This is a genomic window from Bradyrhizobium sp. 26S5, assembly GCF_036923295.1.
GTDB lineage: Bacteria > Pseudomonadota > Alphaproteobacteria > Rhizobiales > Xanthobacteraceae > Bradyrhizobium > Bradyrhizobium septentrionale.
Window position 1 is genome coordinate 5,278,866 of sequence record NZ_CP145948.1, and the last position, 21,652, is coordinate 5,300,517.

The following is a 21,652-nucleotide window of genomic DNA, read 5'->3' on the forward strand; positions in this document are numbered from 1 at the left end:
GGCGCCGTTTTCGTTTGCCCCGCGCAACTACGATCGCGAGTGCGTCAAGACGCGGCAGCCGGCACGTACAATGCAAGCGGAACCGCTTCGGCGGGATGCCGCCGCAGGCAAGCTCGTTGTCGATGATTAGCCCGGCCGCCCGTTCATCGTCGCCAGCACGATGTCCGCCGCCCGGACGCTCGGCGGCTGATCGCCGGTCGACATCTTCGCATCCATCGTCGCGAACGCCACGAGCTGACGCAGACGCTCGGGCGTGTCCGCGAGCACCTCGCCCAGCGCCTGCGCGAGCTTCTCCGGCGTGCAGTCCTCCTGCAGGAATTCCGGGATGATCTCGCTGCCGATCACGAGATTGGCGAGGATCACCGACGACACCCGGATCGCACGGCGCAGGATGAACGCTTCGGCGGCGCCGACGCGATAGGCCGTCACCATCGGAATGCCCGACAGCGCGAGCTCGAGCGTCACGGTGCCCGACTTGGCGAGCGCGGCGCGCGCCACGCGGAATGCGGCGCGCTTCTCGGTCTCACCGACCGCGAGCCGCGGCACGACCGGCCACGACGCGATGCCTTCGCGCACCATCGCCTCGAGATGCGGCATGGTGGGCAGCACAAGCTCGAACGATTTTTGCTTGCCGAGCTGACCGAGCGCCGCGCCGAACAGCGCCAGATGATGCCTGATCTCGCTGCGGCGGCTTCCCGGCAGCACCAGCAACACCGGCGGCTCGGCGTCGCGCCGCTTCTGCTCCTCCGCGTTCGGCCGCAGCGAGGCGAATTGCTCGGTCAGGGGGTGGCCGACATAGCTGCACGGTGGTCCCTGCAGCTTGCGATATTCCTCGGGCTCGAAGGGCAGCAGCGCGAGCACGTGATCGACGTAGCTCCGCATCGCGTGCGCCCTGCCCGGCCGCCACGCCCACACCGACGGCGAGACGTAGTCGACGATCGGGATATCAGGGTTGCGGGCGCGGACGCGACGGGCGACGCGGTGGGTGAAGTCCGGGCTGTCGATGATGACGAGCATATCGGGCGCATCAGCGAGCACCGCATCGGCGGTGCGGCGGATCAATCGCAATATCTTCGGCAACTGCTTCACGACGGCGGCAAAGCCCATGATCGAGAGTTCCTCGATCGGAAACAGCGGCGTGATACCCTCGCTTGTCATCGCCAGGCCGCCGACGCCGGAAAATTGCACGCCATCGCCGAGACGCTGGCGCAGCACCTTCATCAGCGCCGCGCCGAGCCGATCGCCGGATTCCTCGGTCGCGATGAGGAAGATCTTGCGGGGCGTGCTGGGAGGGCGCGCCTGCATCAGCCCGCCAGTCCGATGACAAAGAGCCCCCTGGCGTCGGCGGCCTCGATCAAGGCCTGCGGTTCGGCGGCCAGCGTGTTGCCGGCGATCACGGCGATGCCGGCGATGCCGGCCGCGGCCGCGCCCTCGACCGTCCGCGGACCGATGGTCGGCAGATCGAAGCGCAGGTCCTGGCTGTTCTTCGGCGCCTTCACCAGCACCCCGCGGCCGGCCTTGGCGCGAATCCGGCCCTCGGTGCGCAGCCGCGCCACCCGCGCCAGCAACCCGTCAGTGCCTTCGATATCCTCGACCGCAACCACGTGCCCGTCGATCACCACCGCCGCTTGACCAATGTCGAACGGGCCGAGCGCGTCGAGCACGCCGCGGCCGCGCGCGATGTCGGCGAGCGCGGCACTGTCCGGCGTCGCGCGCGTCACGGCGCCCTCGGGCATCAGGAGATCGGGCGCGACATCCTTGATTCCGACCATGCGGAATCCCTGCTGCTCGAGAATGCGGCCGACACTTGACAGCAAATGATCGTCGCCGCCGCGAAAGGCGCGCACGACATGGCCGAGCAGGCGCAGCGTGCCCCAGTCGAGCCGGATCTCCGACAGTGCGGGACGCACCAGCGTGCCGATGAAGATCAGGTCGCGGCAGCCTTCATCGCGGAATAGCCGGGTCGCCCGCCCGAGCTGGCCGACCGAGATCCAGCGATGACGAAAGCGCTGCGCGCGCGCGGGATCGCAGGCGCCGCGCAGCGCGAACAACACCGGCGTGATGCCGCGCGAGGTCAGGGACTCCGCGACCGCGAACGGCATGGCGCCGCCGCCGGCGATGACGCCGACCGGCGAGGAAAGCGAGGGAGCCGCTGACGTCATGCTGGCGGCCATCCGATGCTCAATCAGTGTCGGCTGGAAGGCAGAGCGGCCGGAGCTTGCCGCCCTCGATGAAGGCGAGGATTTCAGCGATCGCGGGATCCTCTGCCGCCAGCGGCTGCACCGAGGCCAGCCGCTCGGCAAAGATGCCGGGGCCGTGGAACAGCTTTTGATAGAACGCGCGCACCGTCGCCAGCCGCGACTTGGTGAACTGGCGGCGCCGCATGCCGATGATGTTGAGGCCTTCGAGCACCGCGTATTGTCCGTTGGCAAGCCCGAACGGGATGATGTCGCCGCGCACGCCGCAAACGCCACCGATCATCACCTGCGAGCCGACACGGGTGAACTGGTGCACCGCCGACAGGCCGCCGATATAGACGAAGTCGCCGATCTCGCAGTGGCCGCCGAGCGTCGCCGACGTCGCGAAGATCACGCCATTGCCGACCATGCAATCATGGCCGACATGGCTGTTGTTCATGAAGAAGCCGCGATCGCCGACGCGGGTGAGCCCACCGCCCTTGATCGTGCCGACGTTCATCGTCACGCCCTCGCGGATCGTGCAGGCTTCGCCGACTTCGAGACGGGTCGGCTCGCCGCGATAGCTGAGATCCTGCGGCGGTCCGCCGAGCGCGGCAAACGGCGAGATGACGCAGCCGGCGCCGATCCTGGTATGCCCGCTGATCGTGACATGCGCGATCAGCTTGCAGTTCTCGCCGAGCACGACATTGGGGCCGATGATGCAGTACGGACCGATCTCGGTGCCGGCCCCGATCACAGCGCCATCCGCAATCCGCGCAGTGGGGTCGATCATGCTCATGCAGTTCAGGTCCGGAATTCGTTAATGGCGCCAAAGCGCTATGCTGTCAGTTGGGCGGTCGTTAGCGCGACTTTGCCTGCCCTGTCCAGTGACGTATGATGACGGCCTGTTGCAAATGAGAAGGTCGCAACCGATCCATGGTCCGGGCCGCCGCGCTGATCCTCAGCCTGCTCTCTGCGCCGATCGGCCCGGAGACGGTCGATCTCGGCAACAGCACGACCGTCGATCTCTCGAGCTTCGAATGCCGCGATATCAATCGCAGCACGATCGTCCAGCGGGTCTGTTACAGCGCAGGCGAGCGCGCGCTGTTGGTCGCGGTCAGGGGCAGCTACCAGCACTATTGCGGCGTGCCCACTGAGACCTTCGACGCGCTGATGAACGCGCCGTCGATGGGCGTCTTCCTCAATCGCGTGTTGCGGATCGCCGGTGCCGACGGCCGATATCTCTGCCGAACGTCCTGACTCGATCGTCTAGAACTTCTCGTTTTGAGGTGTTTTCTTCACGCGAACCGGTGTCCACTTCGCTCGAAAACGCTCTAATCCGTCAGCATCGCACCGACATCGGCTTCGGCGACGACCTGGCCGTTGACCTTGGCATCGCCGTGAAACCACCACATCGTCTTGCGCCGGCCGAGCGAGCGCATGTGGTACTCGATGGTGTCGCCGGGCATCACCGGCTTGCGGAACTTGCACTTGTCGATGGTGAGGAAATACACCGCGCGCGGCTTCTCGGTGCCTTCGACGGATTTGATGCCGATCACGCCGGCGGTCTGGGCCATCGCCTCGATCATCATCACGCCGGGATAAACCGGGCGGTCCGGGAAATGCCCCTGAAACGGCGGCTCGTTGAAGGTGACGTTCTTGATGCCGATGCCGCTGTAGTCGGTGCGGATCTTGACGACCCGATCAATCAACAACATCGGAAAGCGGTGCGGGAGCGTCTTGAGGATATCGTTGATATCCACCAGCTCGAATTTGACCGGTGCCTCCTCCATCACTCCTTCCCCTCGCCCTTCGTTTCGTTGTCGCGCACCAGCCGCTCCACCGCGATGATTTCCCTGAACCACTGCTTGGTCGGCTTGGCAAAATGCCCGCCCCAGCGGCCGTTGGGTGGGATGTCGTCCTTGACCGCGCTCATCGCCGTCACCTGGGCACCGTCGCCGATCTTGAGGTGGTTGTTGATTCCCACCTTGGCGCCGAGCGCGACGTTGTCGCCGATCGTCAGGCTGCCTGCGAGCCCGATCTGGGCCGCGAGCAGGCAATGCCGGCCGATGGTCACATTGTGGCCGATCTGGACCTGATTGTCGATTTTGGTGCCCTCGCCAATCACCGTGTCGCGCAGGGAACCACGGTCGATGGTCGAGGCGGCGCCGACCTCGACATTGTTCTGGATCACCACGCGGCCGGTCTGCGGCACCTTCACATGGCCCGCCGGCCCGAAGAAGATGAAGCCATAGCCGTCCTGGCCGATATTGCAGCCGGTATGGATCAGGACGTTGTTGCCGATCAGCGCGAACTGAATGGTGGTCTTGGCGCCGACATTGCAGTCGCGGCCGATCTTGACGTCGGCCCCGATCACCGCGCCGGCGCCGATAATCGTGCCCGCGCCGATCTCGACCCGCGGGCCGATCACGACCAAGGGATCGACGATGACGCCGTCCTCGAGACGCGCGGTGGGATCGATGATCGCCGACGGTGCGATGCCCTCGGTATCGAACCAGGATTGCGGCCGCAGCGCATCGGCGTGCCATTCGCGGGCGAGCTCGACGAAGACCTGGAACGGCTTGTTGGCCCGCAGCACGGCCGTGCCCTTGGGCACCTGCGCCTCGAAGCGCGGGCTGACCAGGCACGCGCCGGCCTTGGTCACGGCAAGCTGGTCGGCATATTTGAGATTGTCAAAGAAGGCGAGATGCATCGGACCGGCCTCGTCGAGCGAGGCCAGCCCTCTGATCTTATGCGCGCCCCTTGCGGGGTCGACCAGATGCGCCTTCGTCAGCGCGGCGATCTCAGCCAGCGTTGACGAAGGGGGACTCTTGAAGAAGATCGGCTGCGCCATTCCATCCGTCGCAGTCCGGTCGGCAATCGGTCTTAGAACGTCGTACCGCCGCCAAACCGGAATTCTTGCGTGCGGTCATACGCACCCTTGGTCAGCGGCACTGCGTAATCGAAGCGCAGCGGGCCGAACGGTGACTGCCAGATCAGGCCAACACCGACCGAGGTACGGACGACCTTGCTATCGTCATAGCTCAGGCCAAGGCAGGTGCCCGGAGTCGGCGGGTTCGTCGTCGGCTTGATACAACCGGGCACGTTGACCTCGCCGGTTGCCGCCCACGAGGTCGGGCCCTTGTAGTCGTACAGGCCGCCAGCGTCGGCATAGACCGCGCCCTTGAGCCCGACTTCCTTCGGCAGGAACCAGAACGGCATCTGCAGTTCCGCCGACACGCCCCAATACTTGGTGCCGCCGATCGCGTCCATGGTGCCGTAGGGATTGATGTCACGCGGACCGATGCCGTTCGGCGCGAAGCCGCGGACCAGGTTCGGGCCCATCTGGAAGTGATCCAGCATGCGCAGATCCTGGCTGCCGAGCTTGTTCAAGATGCCGCCCTGGGCGTGGATCAGGCCGACGAGATCAGAGACCAGTGGGGTGTAGTACTTCGCGTCGACCGCGCTCTTGATGTAGCTGACGTCGCCGCCGACGCCGGCGAAGTCCTGCTTGAAGTCGACGATCAGACCGTCGGTCGGGTTCTTGTTGTTGTCGAGGGTGTTGTAGTTGAGCGTATAGCCCAGCGCCGAGGTCAGGGTCTTGCCGCCCGCCAGCTCCTTGCGAACCGGCAGCGAGGCTTCGCCGTCGAAGTAGCAGCCGAGACCATTGGTCGACGTCAGATCGATGCCGTTGAGGTTCGCATAGGCCGGGCTCGGGTTGAACGCGGGATTCGGCGTTCCATCCGGCAGGGTCTGCACGTTGTTACAGTTGTTCAACGTCGACGGCAGCGTGATTTCCTGCTGATAGATCGAGTAGCGCAGCTGCAGCGAGAGATCTTCCCGCAGGCTGAAGCCGAGCCGCGGGCTGAAGCCCAGCGTCTTTGTGCCGTACGCGATGTAGCTGTTGGACAGCTGCTGGCGCTGATAGAAGTCGAGACCGAGCGCGACGCGGTAGTCGAGCAGATAGGGCTCGACGAACGACAGCGAATAGCCGCGCGCATACTGGCCGTAGGTCACCGACGCCTTCGCGAACAGGCCGCGGCCGAGCAGATTGCGCTCGGACACGCTGACTTCGGCCAGCGCGCCATCGGTGGTCGAGTAACCGCCCGACACCGAGAAGTCGCCAGTCGACTTCTCTTCGAGATCGACAATCAGGATGACGCGATCGCTGGAGGAGCCCGGCTCGGTGGTGATCTTGACGGTCTTGAAGAAGTCGAGGTTCTTCAGCCGGCGCTCAGCACGGTCGACAAGCGCGCGGTTGTAGGCGTCACCCTCGGAGATATCGAACTCGCGGCGGATCACGTAGTCGCGGGTGCGGCTGTTGCCGCGGACATTGATACGCTCGATATAGGTGCGCGGTCCTTCGTCGATCGCGAACGTGATCGACACCGTGTGATTGTCGAAATTGCGATCACCGCGCGGCCGGACCACCGCGAAGGCATAGCCGCGGCGCGACGCCTCGATCTGCATTTCCTCGACCGACTTCTCCAGCGCCTCGGCGTTGTAGAGCGAGCCGACATTGACGCGCGAATAGGTGCGCAGCGCGTTCGGGTCGAGCGTTGAGATCGACGAGGTGTAGTTGACGGCGGCGACGCGGTATTGCTGGCCTTCTTCGATCTTGAAGGTAACCAGGAAGCCCTTCTTGTCGGGATCGTATTCGGTCAGCGCGGCCACGACCTGGACGTCGGCATAGCCGTTCTTGAGGTAGAAGCGGCGAATCAGATCGCGGTCAGCCTCGACCCGGTCGGGATCGTAGACGTCGTTGCCGCCGAGGAAGCTCAGCAGGTTCGATTCGCGGGTCTTGATGATGTCGCGCAGGCGGGACGCGGAATAGGCGTTGTTGCCGATGAACTCGATCGACCGGACGCCGGTCTTCACACCTTCATTGACCTCGAAGATCAGGTCGACGCGGTTGTTCGGCTGCTCGATGATCTGCGGATTGACCCGCACGTCGTAACGGCCGGAGCGACGGTAGATTTCGGCGATGCGCAGGGCGTCCGACTGGACCATCGGGCGCGAGAAGGTGCCGCGCGGCTTCGACTGGACTTCGGCAGTGAGCTGCTCGTCCTTGACCTTCTTGTTGCCCTCGAAGGCGACACGGCCGATCACCGGGTTCTCGACCACGACCACGACAAGGCGTCCGCCTCGCTGGTCGATGTGGACGTCCTGGAACAGACCGGTCTCGATCAGCGCCTTCAGGCCGTCGTCGATCTGGGCCTGGCCCAGCCGACCGCCCGGTCCGGGATGGAAATAGGAGCGGATGGTTTCGAGTTCGACGCGGCGATTCCCCTCCACCGTGATCGAATCGACGGTCTGCGCATACGCAGGCGCAGAAACAGCTACGGCCGCCAAGGTGGCAGCCACCGGCACGGCGAACATGACCAAGGCGGCGAACAGCCCCCCCCTCACTCGCATTCCAAACATCATGCGCTGCGCGCCCTTATCTTAGCGATGCCGGATCGTTCCCCAACGCCCCGACAGATTCCCAACCTACCGCCCAGCTTGTAACCAGTTTTGCCAAGGGGGCAAACTTACTACTGCCGAACATTTCCATTTTCGTACCAACACGTTGCTCATCGGCAACGCCACAGAAAAGCCCGCTTTAGGACCCGGCGATCCTGAGGATGTCGTTATACGTCGCAAACACCATCAGCATCAGGACCAAACCCAGCCCGATTCGGAAACCCACCTCCTGCGTCCGCTCCGACAGCGGGCGTCCACGGAGCGCCTCCGCGCCGTAGAACAGCAGGTGGCCGCCATCCAGGAGCGGGATCGGGAACAGGTTCAAGAGGCCAATCGAGACCGACAGGATGGCACAAAGGTTCACAACGAATTGGAAACCTGCGCTCGCGGCCTGACCGGACAGCTTTGCGATTCCGATGACCCCACTCACCTCGCCCGGATTGCCGGTTCCCACGAACAGCGACCCGAGGAACTTGAAGGTGCTGGCAATGATGTACCAAACCTGCTCGACACCGATTTTCAGGGCTTCCAGAACGCCGACGGAGGCGCTGGTTGCTTCGCCAGTCTGAGCCTTGTGCTCGATTCCGAGCACGCCGATTCGGTGGGCATTGCCGAAGGGGTCCTTGACCTCCTTGAGCGCCGGCGTGGCAGTGAGCGAGACAATCTGGCCATCCCGCTTCACTTTGAACCCAAGAGCTGACCCTGCATTCGAAGCTACGATCCGCTGCATGTCGGCGAAGCTTTGAATCGCGCTGCCGTCGATGTCCACGACGATATCGCCGACCTTGAAGCCGGAGGTCGCGGCGACGCTCTCGGCGACCAGACCATCGACCCGCGCGATCGTGCTCGGCTTGCCGTAATAGAGCGCCATACCCGCAAAGATCAGGGCGCCGAGAATGAAATTCGCCACTGGACCGGCGACGACGATGGCGGTGCGCTTTCCGACCGACTTGTGGTGGAAGCTGCCCTGGCGCTCCTCAGCCGTCATGGAGGCGAGCGTCTCCGTCGACGGCGTCGACGCCTCGCTGTCGTCGCCGAAGAACTTGACGTAACCGCCGAGCGGAATCGCGGAGAGCTTCCAGCGCGTGCCATGCCGGTCATTGAAGCCGGCAAGCTCCGGCCCGAACCCCAGCGAGAAGGTCAGCACCTTCACGCCAGCCCAGCGCGCAACCAGGAAATGGCCAAGCTCGTGAAAGAAGACAACGATCGTCAGGACGAATAGGAAGGGAACAATATAGCCGATGAGCCCGTGGCTCAACGCATTGAAATAATGAAGAAAAAATTCGGGCATTCGATTTCCCTCGACAAGAGCCAGAGGCTCCGTCCCCAACCCTCTAGGTTGCCTTTAAGGCAATTTGAGGCAATAGGGCGGCAGCTTTATTTCGCGCGATATGGTCAACGGAAATCGCATCATCCGCCGAGTGCAGTGGTGGCTGATTCCCCGACCTGATCCAATCGTTCATTGTCGCCTCGACCAGCCGGGCGATCGCGCCGAACTTGATCTTGCCGGCGATGAAGGCTGCGACCGCGACCTCGTTCGCGGCATTGTACACGGTGGTCGCGCCGTGCCCGCTCCGCAGCGCCTCGTAGGCCAGTCGCAGCCCCGGGAAGCGCTGGAAATCCGGCGCCTCGAAGGTGAGCTGGCCGATCTTGGCGAGATCGAGCTTGGCGGACGGGCCGACGACGCGATCAGGCCAGCCCAGGCAGTGCGCGATCGGGATCCGCATGTCGGGCGTGCCGAGCTGGGCCACCACCGAGCGGTCGGAGAACTCGACCATGCCGTGGATGATCGACTGCGGGTGCACCAGCACGTCGATCTCGTCGGGCGCCAGCGCGAAAAGGTAGGACGCCTCGATCACCTCGAGGCCCTTGTTCATCATCGAGGCGGAATCGATCGTAATCTTCTGCCCCATGCTCCAGTTGGGATGCTTCAGCGCCTGTTCCAGCGTCGCCTGCTCGATGTCGGCGGGGGCCCAGGTGCGGAACGGCCCGCCTGACGCGGTGATGATCACCCGCGTCAGTTCCTCGCGATTGCCGGAAGCCAGCGCCTGGAACAGCGCATTATGCTCGGAGTCCGCCGGCAGGATGCAGGCGCCGGCCTTCTTGGCCCGCTCCATGAAGATATCGCCGGCGCAGACCAAACATTCCTTGTTGGCGAGCGCGACGGTGGCGCCACGATCGACCGCGGCAAGCGCCGGCTTTAGTCCGGCCGCGCCGCTGACCGCCGCCATCACCCATTCGGCCGGCCGCGCGGCCGCTTCGATGATGGCGCTCTCCCCGGCCCCGCATTCGATCCGGGTTCCGGCGAGCGCGTCCTTCAGTTCGGAAAGCCTGGCAGGATCGGCAATGGCGGCGAACCGCGCGCCGAACTCCTTGGCGAGCTTCGCCAGTCCCTCGACATTGCTGTTCGCGGTCAGCGCCTCGACCCGGTAGCGGTCGCGCGCGCCCCGCAGCAAATCCATCGTGCTGTCGCCGATCGAGCCGGTGGCACCGAGGACGGTCACGGTCCGCGCGGCGGATGCCGCCGCGGCCTTGTTGTTACGCAACGGAACTGCGCTCATCTCATCACCAAACCATAAGACCGCGCCCGACGCCATCGGCGCCACCACGGAGAAAGCCGAAAATCGCCGCCACAATGACGGCCGCGACAAATCCGTCCAGGCGGTCCAGGAGGCCGCCATGGCCGGGAATGATGTGGCTCGAATCCTTCACGCCGAACCGCCGCTTCACCGCGGATTCGAAGAGATCGCCGAGCTGCGAAACCACCGACAACACGGCGCCGAGCAACAGCAGCGGCCCGGTCGTGCCGATCTCGAAGGCGGCAAAGCCGGCGGCAACGAGCAGGCTTGCGACGAAACCACCGGCGGCGCCGGCCCAGGTCTTCTTCGGACTGACCCGCACCCAGAGCTTCGGTCCGCTGATGCTGCGGCCCGCGAAATAGCCGCCGATATCGGTGACCCACACGATCAGCAATACGAACATCAGCGCGGCGAATCCCTTCGCCGCATCGAGGCGCAGCAGCACCGATGCGACCTCGGCCCCCGCCGCATAGAGCAATCCCGCAACGGCCCAGTTGCGCCGCGCGCCCGACGTCAGGGCGACAACGACAGCGCCGACGGCGAGCACGATCAGGGCGACATCGATCCGACCCGCCATCAGGCCAAGTCCGGCAAGCAGCAGCGCGACGACGCCCGGCACCACGACGCGGGGCTCGCGTCCGAGGCCGGTAACAACAAGCCATTCGGCGAACAATCCGACCGCCGCCAGCGTCACCAGAAGCGACCAGGCGACGCCACCCAGATAGGCCAGTGCGATCGCGAGCGGCGCCAGCACCAGCGCCGCAACCACGCGCATGACGAGATTGCGCGATCCCTGCTCGCTCGCTGCCGCCGGTGCGGCTTCGCCCTCGGTCACGAGCCGGTTTTCGCAGCGAGGCCGCCGAACCTGCGCTCGCGCTTGCCGTATTCGGCAATCGCGCCTTCGAGCGCGGCCTTGTCGAAATCCGGCCAGTGAATCGGCACGAATACCAATTCGCTGTAAGCGGCCTGCCACATCAGGAAGTTCGACAGACGCTGCTCGCCGCTGGTGCGGATGATCAGATCGGGATCCGGAATGTCGGGCGCGTCGAGATATTGGCCGAGCGTGTCAGCATCGATGGAGTTGGCGTCGCGCTTGCCTTCGGCGACCTCGCGCGCAAGGCGCCGCGCGGCGGCGGCGATCTCCGCCCGCGAACCGTAGTTGAAAGCGACCACAAGGTTGAGCTTGTCGTTGTTCCTGGTCAGCTCCTCGGCCTCGTTGAGCAGCGCGCAGATGTCGGGGTCGAGCCCGTCCCGCTCGCCGATCACGCGCACCCGCACCCCGTCACGATGCAGCGTCGCCAGATCGTTGCGGATAAAGCGGCGCAACAGGCCGAACAGATCGCCGATCTCGCTCGCCGGCCGCGACCAGTTTTCCGAGCTGAAGGAAAAGATCGTGAGATAGACGATGCCGAGTTCATGGGCCGCACGCACCACGCGGCGCAGCGCCTCGACGCCGCGGCGATGGCCCTCGACGCGCGGCAGGCCGCGCGACGCCGCCCAGCGCCCGTTGCCGTCCATAATGATCGCCACATGCAACGGAGCACCGGAGCGATCCGGTCCGTCAGTTGCTGGGGCGGCAGCGTTCGACATCGGCTGGTTTCCGTAGCGCCTTCAGACCGTCAGGATTTCCTTCTCCTTGGCGGCAAGCAGCTGATCGACTTCGGCGATCATGCCGTCGGTCGCCTTCTGCACCTCGTTCGACAGGCGCTCCTGATCGTCCTCGGAGATCTCGTGATTCTTCTCGAGCTTCTTGATGACGTCGAGGCCGTCGCGGCGCACATGGCGCACGGCGACCTTCGCTGCCTCCGCGTATTTGTGCGCGACCTTGACGAGCTCCTTGCGGCGCTCCTCGTTGAGCTCGGGAATCCGCAGGCGCAGCACCTGACCTTCGGTCGCCGGCGACAGTCCGAGGTTGGAATCGACGATCGCCTTTTCGACCGCCTTCACCATGGTCTTGTCCCAGACCTGCACCGAGAGCAGGCGCGGCTCGGGTACGCTGATGGTCGCAACCTGGTTGAGCGGCATATGCGAGCCGTAAGCCTCGACCTGGACCGGCTCCAGCATGGAGGCCGCGGCGCGGCCGGTGCGCAGACCTCCGAGTTCGTGCTTGAGCGATTGCGTGGCACCCTGCATGCGGCGCTTCACGTCGTTGATGTCAAAACCAGCTGCGGCCATGACCTTCTCCCTTTCACTTAGAAACCGGCTGTCGACGCCCGGAGGCGCGGCAATCAGCCGGCGACGACCGTGCCGTGTCCGGTACCGCGCAGAATCGCACCGATCGAACCGGGCTCCGCGATCGAGAACACGATGATAGGCAGCGACGTCTCGCGGGCAAGCGCGAAAGCGGTCGCGTCCATGACCTTGTAGCCCCCCTCGATCGCCTGCGAATGGGTCAGGCGGTCGAAGCGCTTGGCTTTGGGGTCCTTCTTCGGATCGGCGCTGTAGACGCCATCCACATTGGTGGCTTTCAACACCGCCTGCGCACCGATCTCGGCCGCGCGCAGCACGGCCGTGGTGTCGGTGGTGAAGAACGGATTACCGGTTCCGCCGCCGAGCAGGACGATCCGTCCCTCGGCGAGGTATTTGTGCGCCGCAGTACGGGTGAACAGCTCGGAAATCTCCGGCATCACGAATGCCGACAAGGTCCGCGCCGGGCTACCCTTGCGCTCGATCGCCGCCTCAAGCGCCAGGCAATTCATCATGGTAGCAAGCATGCCCATGGTGTCGCCGGTCGGCCGCGACACGCCGCGTGAGGAGACCTCGACGCCGCGGACGATGTTGCCGCCGCCGATCACGACCGCGACCTCGATGCCGAGCTTGCGGGCCGCGATCAGGTCGTCGGCGACGCGGTCGATCGTCGGTTGATCGATCCCGAAGCCGTGGGAGCCGGCCAGATATTCGCCGGACAGCTTGATCACCACGCGACGATAGATCGGCTCAGCCATGATGCGATCGCTTTCCTATCCGCGCAGGTAGGCCTCCGGCGCGTGCGCCGGACGCCTGGTGTCAGCGGTTACTTCTTGCCGCTGGCGGCCGCGACTTCGGCGGCGAAGTCGCTTTCCTGCTTCTCGATTCCCTCACCGAGAGCATAGTTCACAAAGCCAGCGATTTTGATCGGCCCGCCGACCTTACCCTCAGCTTCCTTCACCGCCTGGGCAACCGACTTGCCGCTGTCGTGGATGAAGGCCTGATCGAGGAGGCAGACCTCCTTGTAGTAGGTCTTCAGGCCGGAATCGACGATCTTCTCGATGACGTTCTCCGGCTTGCCCTGCTGGCGGTACTTGTCGGCGAGCACGTCCTTCTCGCGCTTGACGGTCTCGGGATCGAGTCCGGCCGGATCCAGCGCCAGCGGCTTCGCCGCGGCGACGTGCATGGCGAGCTGGCGGCCGAGCACGGCGAGCTCGTCGGTCTTGCCGGGCGACTCAAGGGCCACGATCACGCCGATCTTGCCGGCGCCCTCGACGACGGCGTTGTGGACATAGCTCGACACCACGCCCTTGCTCACCTCCAGCGAAGCGGCGCGGCGCAGCGTCATGTTCTCGCCGATGGTCGCGATGGCGTCGGAGATCGCGGTCTCGACGGTGACGTCGCCGACCTTGGCCGCCTTGATCGTCTCGACATCGGCGGCGTTATGCAGCGCGACCTGGGCGATCATCTTGACCAGACCCTGGAACTGCTCGTTGCGCGCGACGAAGTCGGTCTCGGAGTTGACCTCGACCAGCACGCCCTTGGTGCCGGAGGTCAGCGCGCCGATCAGGCCCTCGGCCGCCACGCGGCCGGCCTTCTTGGCGGCCTTGGAGAGGCCCTTCTTGCGCAGCCAATCCTGCGCGGCCTGCATGTCGCCGTTGTTCTCGGTCAGCGCCGCCTTGCAATCCATCATGCCCGCGCCGGTCGATTCGCGGAGATCCTTGACCATCGCTGCTGTGATCGTTGCCATCGTTCAATGTCCTTCTTGCCTGTACAGAAACCGCGGCGCCCGATGGCGCCGCCGTCAGCGACAGGGAAATCGTTGTTCGTGGAAGTGAAGCGGCGGCCGGGTGAGTTCCGGCCACGCCGCGTAACGATTATTCCGCTTCGGCGAGCGTCTTGGCCTGGGCGACCCAAGCGTCGGCACGGCTCGGCAGACCGACTTCTTCCCCGATCTTGTGCGCGGTGTCGTGGTCGAGCTCGGCGAGCTGCCAGTAGTGGAAGATGCCGAGGTCGTTGAGCTTCTTCTCGATGGTGCCGGACACGCCGGTGAGCTTCTTGAGGTTGTCGGCGGTGCCGCGCGGACCGGCGAGGCCCTGGAAGCCGGACGGTGCAGCCGCCGGGAGCTCTTCCTGCACGGGGGTCGCGGACGCACCGATGTCGATTCCGGAATCGCCCTGAGCGCGCGAGATGCCGTCGATGGCGGCGCGCGCCACGAGGTCGCAATACAGCGAGATCGCGCGGCCGGCGTCGTCATTGCCCGGCACCACATAGGTGATGCCCTTCGGGTCCGAGTTGGTATCGACGATCGCGGCGACCGGGATGTTGAGCCGCTGCGCTTCCTGGATCGCGATGTCTTCCTTGTTGGTGTCGATCACGAAGATCATGTCGGGAAGACCGCCCATGTCCTTGATGCCGCCGAGCGAGCGGTCGAGCTTGTCGCGCTCGCGCTGCAGCGTCAGCCGCTCCTTCTTGGTGTAGGAGTTGGCTTCGCCGGACCCGAGCACGTCGTCGAGGTGACGCAGCCGCTTGATCGAGGCCGAGATCGTCTTCCAGTTCGTCAGCGTGCCGCCGAGCCAGCGCGAATTGACGAAGTACTGCGCCGAGCGCTTGGCAGCATCGGCAACGCCGTCCTGGGCCGAGCGCTTGGTGCCGACGAACAGGATGCGGCCGCCCTTGGCGACGGTATCGCTGACCGCCTGCAGGGCACGGTGCAGCATCGGCACAGTCTGCGCGAGGTCGATGATGTGGATGTTGTTGCGGGCGCCGAAGATGTAATCCTGCATCTTCGGGTTCCAGCGGTGGGATTGGTGACCAAAGTGAACACCAGCTTCCAAAAGCTGACGCATATTGAATTCGGGCAGCGACATAGTTCTAATTCTCCGGTTGGTTCCTCCGGAAACGTGTGAGCAAGCGAGCCTGACTGGCCCGGTTGCCACCGGACGGCCTTTGAGAGCCATGTTTCCGTGTGAGATGGCGCGGTATATAGCGCGATTTGCGCCATAAGCAAGAAAATACGGCCGGTTAGGCCGGCCGGATGGGCTTAAATCGTGCCAAAATGGCCCTATTCTGCCAGCCGCAGCTCCGCGATCGTGGTTCGGGCTGCGCCCTCCTCCAAAGGAAGGAAATCGAGCGGCCCGGAATTCTTGTAGCCCGAGGTGATGGCGGTACTGAGGGCGAGGCCCAACAGCCCGGTATTCGCTGATGATGCCAAGATGGCGCTTTTTCTCTCGCTCATCCGAACCAGATAGAACTGAGTCTGGCCCGCCTGAATCGCGACGGCCCGCTCGGTCACGCCGGGAAAGCCGGCCTCGCTCGCCGTCAGCTGATGCTGGCCGGCCGGACGATCGACATAGACGTAGGTTCCGGTCTTGAGGCCCTGGATCGGCGTACCGTCGAGCTGGAACTCAAACGCCCTGTCGGCGATGTTGGCGAAGTCCTTTTCCCGGAGCATCACGATGCGCCCGTGTCCGGCCTTTGGCGGGCCCACCTTCTGCGTCATCGCCGCATAGTCGAGCCCATTCCGCTGCGTCGTTTCACAGCCGCACAACAGCGCGGCCGCAGCCAACACCACCATTCCCCGCCAGAACATTGCGCCCCCAAAGCCAACCCGACGTCATGTTAAACAGACACACGGTTGGGTTGCAACGGCAGGCGGGCCCGGCAACGGTGGATCAACTGATCGCGAAGCACGGAGCGCGATCGCGTCTAAAGCGTCTGCACGTCGACGACGCCCGTCACCGCCTTGATCGCGCCGGCGATCTGCGGGGAGACCTTGTAGCGGCCGGGCAGCTTCATCTCCACCTCGGTCTCGAGGTCGAGCATCATCACCAGCGAGACGTCGCCATCGGCAGCGCCTGCCGGCGGCGCGGCTGCCGGCGCGGGCTTTGCCGCCGGGACCTTCGCGCCACCACCCGGGGCGGGCGCGGCATCGGGCATGTTGAGCCGGCGGGCGATCGAATCCAGCGGCTTGGTGTCGCGCACGAAGATTCGCAGGCCCTTTTGCGTCTTGGCGGCGGCGTGATCCAGCGGCTCGGCGTGCAGCACCCTCGCCCGCACGTCCTCGCCCTGCAGCTCGGCGCCGAGCTGCAACAGCACGGCCGCCCCCGGCTCGAGCACGTCGCGATACTGCGCAAGCCCCTCGGAGAACAGCACCGCCTCGAAATGGCCGGTCGGGTCCGACAAGCCCATGATGCCCATCTTGTTGCCGGTCTTGGTGCGCCGCTCCATGCGCGAGACAACCGTCGCCGCCACTTTGCCCGCCGTCGCGCCCGTCTTCACGGCGCGCGAAAATTCCGCCCAGGATTGCACGCGCAGCCGCTTCAGCGCGGTCGCGTAATCGTCGAGCGGATGGCCCGACAGGAAGAAGCCGATCGCGTCATACTCGCGCCGCAGCCGGTCTGCGGGCAGCCACGGCTCGACCTGCGGCAGCATGATGCTGGGCGCATCAGGAGCGCTGCCGAACATGTCGTTCTGGCCCGAGGTTGCCGCCTCGTGGCTGCGCTGGCACGCGGCGAGGATCGCATCGGCGCCGGCGAAGACGCGCGCGCGGTTCGGCTCGAGCGTGTCGAAGGCGCCCGCCGCCGCGAGGCTTTCGATGATGCGCTTGTTGACGGCGCGCGGGCTAACCCGCGCGGCGAAATCGGCGAGCGAGGTGAAGGCGCCCTTCTTGTTGCGCTCCTCGATGATCTGCTCGACCGCCTGGATGCCGACGCCCTTCAGCGCCGCGAGCGCGTAGTAGATCGTGTTGCCGCTGACCTCGAAGGTCGGGCCGGAGCGATTGATGTTGGGCGCCTCGACCTTGATGCCGAGCCGTTGCGCCTCGGAGCGGAATTCGGAGAGCTTGTCGGTGTTGTTGAGTTCGAGCGTCATCGACGCCGCGAGGAACTCGACCGGGTAATGCGCCTTCATGTAGGCGGTGTGGTACGACACCAGCGCATAGGCCGCCGCATGGCTCTTGTTGAAGCCGTAGTCGGCGAACTTGGCGAGCAGCTCGAAGATCGTCTCGGCCTGGCCCTTCGGCACAGAGTTCTTCATCGCGCCGGCGACGAAGACGTCGCGCTGCTTGTCCATCTCGGCGCGGATCTTCTTGCCCATCGCGCGGCGCAGCAGGTCGGCCTGGCCGAGCGAGTAGCCGGCCATCTGCTGCGCGATCTGCATCACCTGTTCCTGATAGATGATGACGCCGAAGGTCTCCTTCAGGATCGGCTCCAGGATCGGATGCAGATATTCCGACTCCTCGTCGCCATGCTTGCGCGCGCAATAGGTCGGGATGTTCGCCATCGGACCGGGACGGTACAACGCCACCAGCGCGATGATGTCCTCGAAGCGGTCCGGCCGCATGTCGATCAGCGCGCGCCGCATGCCCTGGCTTTCCACCTGGAACACGCCGACGACGTCGCCCCGGGCCAGCATCTGATAGCTCGGCGCGTCGTCGATCGGCAGCGTCGCGAGGTCGACATGAACGTCGCGCTGCTTGAGCAGCTTGACCGCGACGTCGAGCACCGTCAGCGTCTTGAGGCCGAGGAAGTCGAACTTCACGAGGCCCGCCGGTTCGACCCATTTCATGTTGAACTGGGTGACCGGCATGTCCGATTTCGGATCGCGGTACATCGGCACCAGCTCGCTCAGCGGCCGGTCGCCGATCACGATACCGGCGGCGTGGGTCGAGGCGTGGCGGGTCAGGCCCTCGAGGCGCTGCGCGATGTCGAAGGCGCGCGCCACCACCGGATCCTCGTCGCGGAACGCCTGCAGCTTGGGTTCGCCTTCGATGGCCTGCGCCAGCGTCACCGGCGCTGCGGGATTCTGCGGCACCAGCTTGGTCAGCTTGTCGACCTGCCCGTACGGCATCTGCAGCACGCGCCCGACGTCGCGCAGCACACCGCGCGCCTGCAGCGTACCGAAGGTGATGATCTGCGCCACCTGGTCGCGGCCGTAGCGGTCCTGCACGTACTGGATCACCTCACAGCGGCGGTCCTGGCAGAAGTCGATGTCGAAGTCCGGCATCGAGACGCGTTCGGGATTGAGGAAGCGCTCGAACAGCAGCGCAAAGCGCATCGGATCGAGATCGGTGATGGTGAGCACCCAGGCGACCAGCGAGCCTGCGCCGGAGCCGCGGCCCGGTCCGACCGGAATGCCCTGCGCCTTCGCCCATTTGATGAAGTCCGACACGATCAGGAAGTAGCCCGCATATTTCATGCGGGTGATGACGTCGAGCTCGAAGGCGAGGCGCTTGCTGTAGTCCTCCTCGGTCATGCCCGGCGAGAGACCGTGCACCCGCAGGCGATTGGCAAGCCCCTCCTCGGCCTGGCGCTTCAGCTCGGCGGCCTCGTCGGCGGCGGCGTCCGAGCTCGCCGCGGCACCGACGGTGAAGAACGGCAGGATCGGCTTGCGGGTCTTCGGCCGGAACGAGCAGCGCTCGGCGATCTCGACCGTCGAGGCAAGCGCCTCCGGGATATCGGCAAACAGCACCGCCATTTCCGCGCGGGACTTGAAACGGTGATCCGGGGTCAGCTGCTCGCGATTGGTCTCGGCGATCAGATGGCCGCCGGCGATGCACAGCAGCGCGTCATGCGATTCGTAATCGTCAGTGCTGGCGAAATACGGCTCGTTGGTCGCAACCAGCGGCAGGCCCTTGCTATAGGCGAGATCGATCAGCCCGCCCTCGGTGCGGCGCTCCTTGTCGATGCCGTGGCGCTGCAATTCGATGTAGAGGCGATCGCCGAACAGACCAGCCAGGCGCTCGCAGCGGGTCGCCGCCAGTGCCGCCTGTTCGGCACGCAGCGCCAGCGCAATCGGCCCGTCGGGACCGCCGGTCAGCGCGATCAGATCCTCGGCGTCGTCGGTGAGCCAATCGATCTTGATATGCGGGGTCTGGTTGACCGGCGTCTCCAGGAACGCCCGCGAGTTCAGCCGCATCAGGCTGCGATAGCCGCGCTCGCGCGCCGCCAGCAGCACGATCCGCGTCGGCGCCGTCGCCAGGATGCTGCGTGTATTAGGGTCGACGTCGCCGAAATCCACAGCAAGCTCGCAGCCGACGATCGGCTGGATGCCGTAGCCGGCCATCTTGTCGGAGAATTCCAGCGCCCCGAACATGTTGTCGGTATCGGTGAGCGCCAGCGCCGGCTGGCGGTCGGCCTTCGCAAGCTCGCCCAGCTTGGCGATCTTGATCGAGCCCTTCAGAAGCGAATAGGCGGAATGAACGTGAAGGTGGACGAATCCGGCATTCGGCATGGCTGCTTACGGGATCTCTTAAGTCAGGGATGGAGCGAGTGCCAAAGCCGGAACTCGATGAGCTTCAGACCCGACTCGCAACTCCATCGTGGGCGATGGACCTTGCCAAGTCCACGCCGAACCGGACAAGGCCGCCGGTCCTCCTGCTTATCCCCAGGAGCCGGCCAAGTCGCCTTCTATGCCCCTGTCCCCGCGAGCACATTTTCAGAACTGGGTGATCAGCTGAGCCCAAACCGCGATCATCCCGACGAACAGCGTGATCGATGCCAGCGCTGCAGCTTCCTGCACGAAAATCTTCAACATGGCCGCTCTCCCTGAGCTGGAACGTATACAGAACATTGTTCCTTTTTTGTTCTGGGAGTCAAGCGACGGTCGTTGAGATCTGATCCCGAAAGATTTTCCTTGGTTAATTGGTCGGGCGGTGAACGAAGGCGATTTCTATTTCGCGCCGTTGCCAAGGCACAAACTGCACTGGCTTACCGAGTTCCATTGGGCGTAGGCTTCTGTTCCAACGCAGGGGTTGTGTCATGGGCAATGGCATACTTGAGAGCGTATGCATCGTACTACTCGGGCTAAGCCCGCTCGTGATCATCGGCATCGCGTTGTACGCGCAGTAGCCGCAACCTGGCCCGCGCCAACACGACCCTCAACGCCACAGAAGGCCCAACGAGTTCACCCACCGGATCATTGTGAACGGCGGGAGAGTCGCGGCTTACCCGCAACAATTCCCGGCTTGCATTGGCGGGCACGGCACGGTTCCGTATGAGCAATAAACGCAGCAATCTCCTGCTTTCGGTTTGAGCCGGACGCCGCAGCGCTTGCAGTCATAGAAGAACTGGCAGGCATCAGTCGGCATGGTCTCGGCAGAGACATGGCCACAGGATGGGCAGGTCAGTTCGGAAATCACCCGTCGTTCCGTCATGCATCCGAATATGCGGTGTTGGTGGCTAGTGCGAAACCCCCGCCCCGCCCTTCATCGCCGATGGCTCATCGGCCAGGCCAAATAAAAAACCCCGGGCCAAGGCCCGGGGTTTTCGACGTCGCTTGGATTAAGCGAACACTCAGTAGCGCGCGATGGCCGGGCCACCGAACTTGTAGTTCAGACGGCCGAGCACCATGTCGGTGTCGCCACCGGTGGTGAAGCCGGTCACAGCGACGCCAGCCGGAGTGACGAACGTTGCGCCATGGCTGTCTTCGAAGATGTGGTTGTACTCGATGCCGAGCGACCAGTTCTGGGCGAAGGCGAATTCGAGGCCAACACCAACCGTCGGGCTCCAACGGGTGTCGTAGCCGGTTTCGGATGCCAGCGCGCCGCCGGGAGCCAGGAACTGGTAGTTGCGATCGGTGACCGCAGCACCGCCCTTGGCGTACAGCAGGACGTTGTTCCAGGCGTAGCCGATCTGACCGGTGAACAGGCCGAACGCATCCATCTTCGAGCGAACGACGGCGCCCGGGACGAGCAGGTTGTTGGTGTTGCCCGAGACGTCAGCCCAGTTACCCTGAGCTTCCAGACCGAACACCCAGCCGCCGGTCTGCCAGCGGTAGCCGACCTGGCCACCGACGGTGCCGCCGTTGGCATCGTAGCTGCCAGCGGTGCCGATGCCGTTCACCGAACGGTTGTCGTGGCTCTGGGCCCAACCACCGTTGATACCGATGTAGAAGCCGGTCCAATCATAAACAGCGGCAACCATGGGCGGCGGAGCCTTGGTGTAAGGGCGAGCCGCGAGGTCAGCCGCGGAGGCAGCGGTCGCGCTGAGCGCGAGCAGGCTGGCGGTGACAAGCAAAATCTTCTTCATTTTTCCCGTTCCAACTTTTTCTACAGGGGCCCCAAGGCCGCGAGACACCGTCATAGCAGCCTCGAACGGAATTGCTGTAACTTCGCTGCAACAGGCAGGCCCAAACGACTTCGCTCAAATTTGAAGTTAATACTGTATTACAAGCACTTCTTGGAACTTTTGCCACATAGCTGCCGCATAATTTTCACAATTCAAGTCTGCGTGCAGAGTTCCCGAC

19 protein-coding genes are annotated in these 21,652 nt (G+C 64.6%); 1 reads left to right on the forward strand and 18 read right to left on the reverse strand.

The genetic code is table 11. From position 1 onward, the window contains the following. Nucleotides 1-126: 126 nt before the first annotated feature. The 3 genes from lpxB to lpxA are packed head-to-tail and all read right to left on the reverse strand — an operon-like array spanning nt 127 to nt 2,976. Nucleotides 127-1,305, reverse strand: coding sequence for a lipid-A-disaccharide synthase (gene lpxB, locus V5279_RS24575; RefSeq protein ID WP_338688730.1), 1,179 nt, complete (start codon nt 1,303-1,305; stop codon nt 127-129). Beyond that, the gene (locus tag V5279_RS24580; protein ID WP_338701372.1) at nt 1,305-2,162 is read right to left on the reverse strand and encodes an LpxI family protein; all 858 of its coding nucleotides are present in this window, start codon (nt 2,160-2,162) and stop codon (nt 1,305-1,307) included. The genes lpxB and V5279_RS24580 overlap by 1 nt, the downstream gene beginning before the upstream one ends. A 19-nt stretch (nt 2,163-2,181) precedes the next feature. After that, nucleotides 2,182-2,976: an acyl-ACP--UDP-N-acetylglucosamine O-acyltransferase gene (gene lpxA, locus V5279_RS24585; RefSeq protein WP_338688732.1), complete on the reverse strand. Its 795-nt coding sequence runs from the start codon at nt 2,974-2,976 to the stop codon at nt 2,182-2,184. 137 nt (nt 2,977-3,113) lie between these two features. Between lpxA and V5279_RS24590 the strand changes: the two genes are divergently transcribed. After that, nucleotides 3,114-3,437 carry a KTSC domain-containing protein gene (locus tag V5279_RS24590; RefSeq protein ID WP_338688734.1) on the forward strand — a complete coding sequence of 108 codons (324 nt, stop codon included), beginning with the start codon at nt 3,114-3,116 and terminating at the stop codon, nt 3,435-3,437. Between the two features lie 74 nt (nt 3,438-3,511). Here V5279_RS24590 and fabZ read toward each other — a convergent pair whose 3' ends face one another. The 15 genes from fabZ to V5279_RS24665 all read right to left on the reverse strand — a co-directional run bounded on the left by fabZ (nt 3,512) and on the right by V5279_RS24665 (nt 21,435). After that, nucleotides 3,512-3,970: a 3-hydroxyacyl-ACP dehydratase FabZ gene (gene fabZ, locus V5279_RS24595; RefSeq protein ID WP_029080806.1), complete on the reverse strand. Its 459-nt coding sequence runs from the start codon at nt 3,968-3,970 to the stop codon at nt 3,512-3,514. Beyond that, nucleotides 3,970-5,031 (reverse strand): UDP-3-O-(3-hydroxymyristoyl)glucosamine N-acyltransferase, encoded by a 1,062-nt coding sequence (gene lpxD / locus V5279_RS24600; protein WP_166295922.1) that lies wholly within the window; start codon nt 5,029-5,031, stop codon nt 3,970-3,972. Before lpxD ends, fabZ begins: the two co-directional genes overlap by 1 nt. Before the next feature lie 32 nt (nt 5,032-5,063). Beyond that, entirely contained in the window at nt 5,064-7,604 is a 2,541-nt protein-coding gene (bamA, locus tag V5279_RS24605) for an outer membrane protein assembly factor BamA (protein ID WP_166295925.1), read from the reverse strand. Nucleotides 7,605-7,779: 175 nt separating this feature from the next. Beyond that, nucleotides 7,780-8,931: an RIP metalloprotease RseP gene (rseP, locus tag V5279_RS24610; RefSeq protein WP_338688739.1), complete on the reverse strand. Its 1,152-nt coding sequence runs from the start codon at nt 8,929-8,931 to the stop codon at nt 7,780-7,782. Nucleotides 8,932-8,974: 43 nt separating this feature from the next. Then, nucleotides 8,975-10,201 carry a 1-deoxy-D-xylulose-5-phosphate reductoisomerase gene (gene dxr / locus V5279_RS24615; RefSeq protein ID WP_338688741.1) on the reverse strand — a complete coding sequence of 409 codons (1,227 nt, stop codon included), beginning with the start codon at nt 10,199-10,201 and terminating at the stop codon, nt 8,975-8,977. A gap of 4 nt (nt 10,202-10,205) precedes the next feature. Further along, nucleotides 10,206-11,054, reverse strand: coding sequence for a phosphatidate cytidylyltransferase (locus tag V5279_RS24620; RefSeq protein ID WP_338688743.1), 849 nt, complete (start codon nt 11,052-11,054; stop codon nt 10,206-10,208). After that, nucleotides 11,051-11,809 (reverse strand): isoprenyl transferase, encoded by a 759-nt coding sequence (locus tag V5279_RS24625; protein ID WP_166295937.1) that lies wholly within the window; start codon nt 11,807-11,809, stop codon nt 11,051-11,053. Before V5279_RS24625 ends, V5279_RS24620 begins: the two co-directional genes overlap by 4 nt. A gap of 21 nt (nt 11,810-11,830) precedes the next feature. Beyond that, a complete protein-coding gene (gene frr, locus V5279_RS24630) occupies nt 11,831-12,394 on the reverse strand; it encodes a ribosome recycling factor (RefSeq protein WP_166295940.1) in 564 nt (187 codons plus the stop codon). Nucleotides 12,395-12,447: 53 nt separating this feature from the next. Next, complete coding sequence (gene pyrH, locus V5279_RS24635; protein WP_166295943.1) at nt 12,448-13,164, reverse strand: UMP kinase; 717 nt, start codon at nt 13,162-13,164, stop codon at nt 12,448-12,450. A gap of 68 nt (nt 13,165-13,232) precedes the next feature. Continuing rightward, nucleotides 13,233-14,156, reverse strand: a complete 924-nt coding sequence (gene tsf, locus V5279_RS24640; protein WP_338688753.1) for a translation elongation factor Ts — start codon at nt 14,154-14,156, stop codon at nt 13,233-13,235. 127 nt (nt 14,157-14,283) lie between these two features. Beyond that, nucleotides 14,284-15,276, reverse strand: a complete 993-nt coding sequence (locus tag V5279_RS24645) for a 30S ribosomal protein S2 (protein ID WP_035976768.1) — start codon at nt 15,274-15,276, stop codon at nt 14,284-14,286. Nucleotides 15,277-15,470: 194 nt separating this feature from the next. Beyond that, entirely contained in the window at nt 15,471-15,983 is a 513-nt protein-coding gene (locus V5279_RS24650) for a DUF2846 domain-containing protein (RefSeq protein WP_338701373.1), read from the reverse strand. Nucleotides 15,984-16,114: 131 nt separating this feature from the next. Beyond that, a complete protein-coding gene (gene dnaE, locus V5279_RS24655) occupies nt 16,115-19,639 on the reverse strand; it encodes a DNA polymerase III subunit alpha (protein ID WP_338688757.1) in 3,525 nt (1,174 codons plus the stop codon). Nucleotides 19,640-20,351: 712 nt separating this feature from the next. Further along, nucleotides 20,352-20,561: a GDCCVxC domain-containing (seleno)protein gene (locus V5279_RS24660; RefSeq protein WP_224741594.1), complete on the reverse strand. Its 210-nt coding sequence runs from the start codon at nt 20,559-20,561 to the stop codon at nt 20,352-20,354. A 139-nt stretch (nt 20,562-20,700) separates the two neighbouring features. Continuing rightward, nucleotides 20,701-21,435 (reverse strand): outer membrane protein, encoded by a 735-nt coding sequence (locus V5279_RS24665; RefSeq protein WP_166295964.1) that lies wholly within the window; start codon nt 21,433-21,435, stop codon nt 20,701-20,703. Between the last annotated feature and the right edge of the window lie 217 nt (nt 21,436-21,652).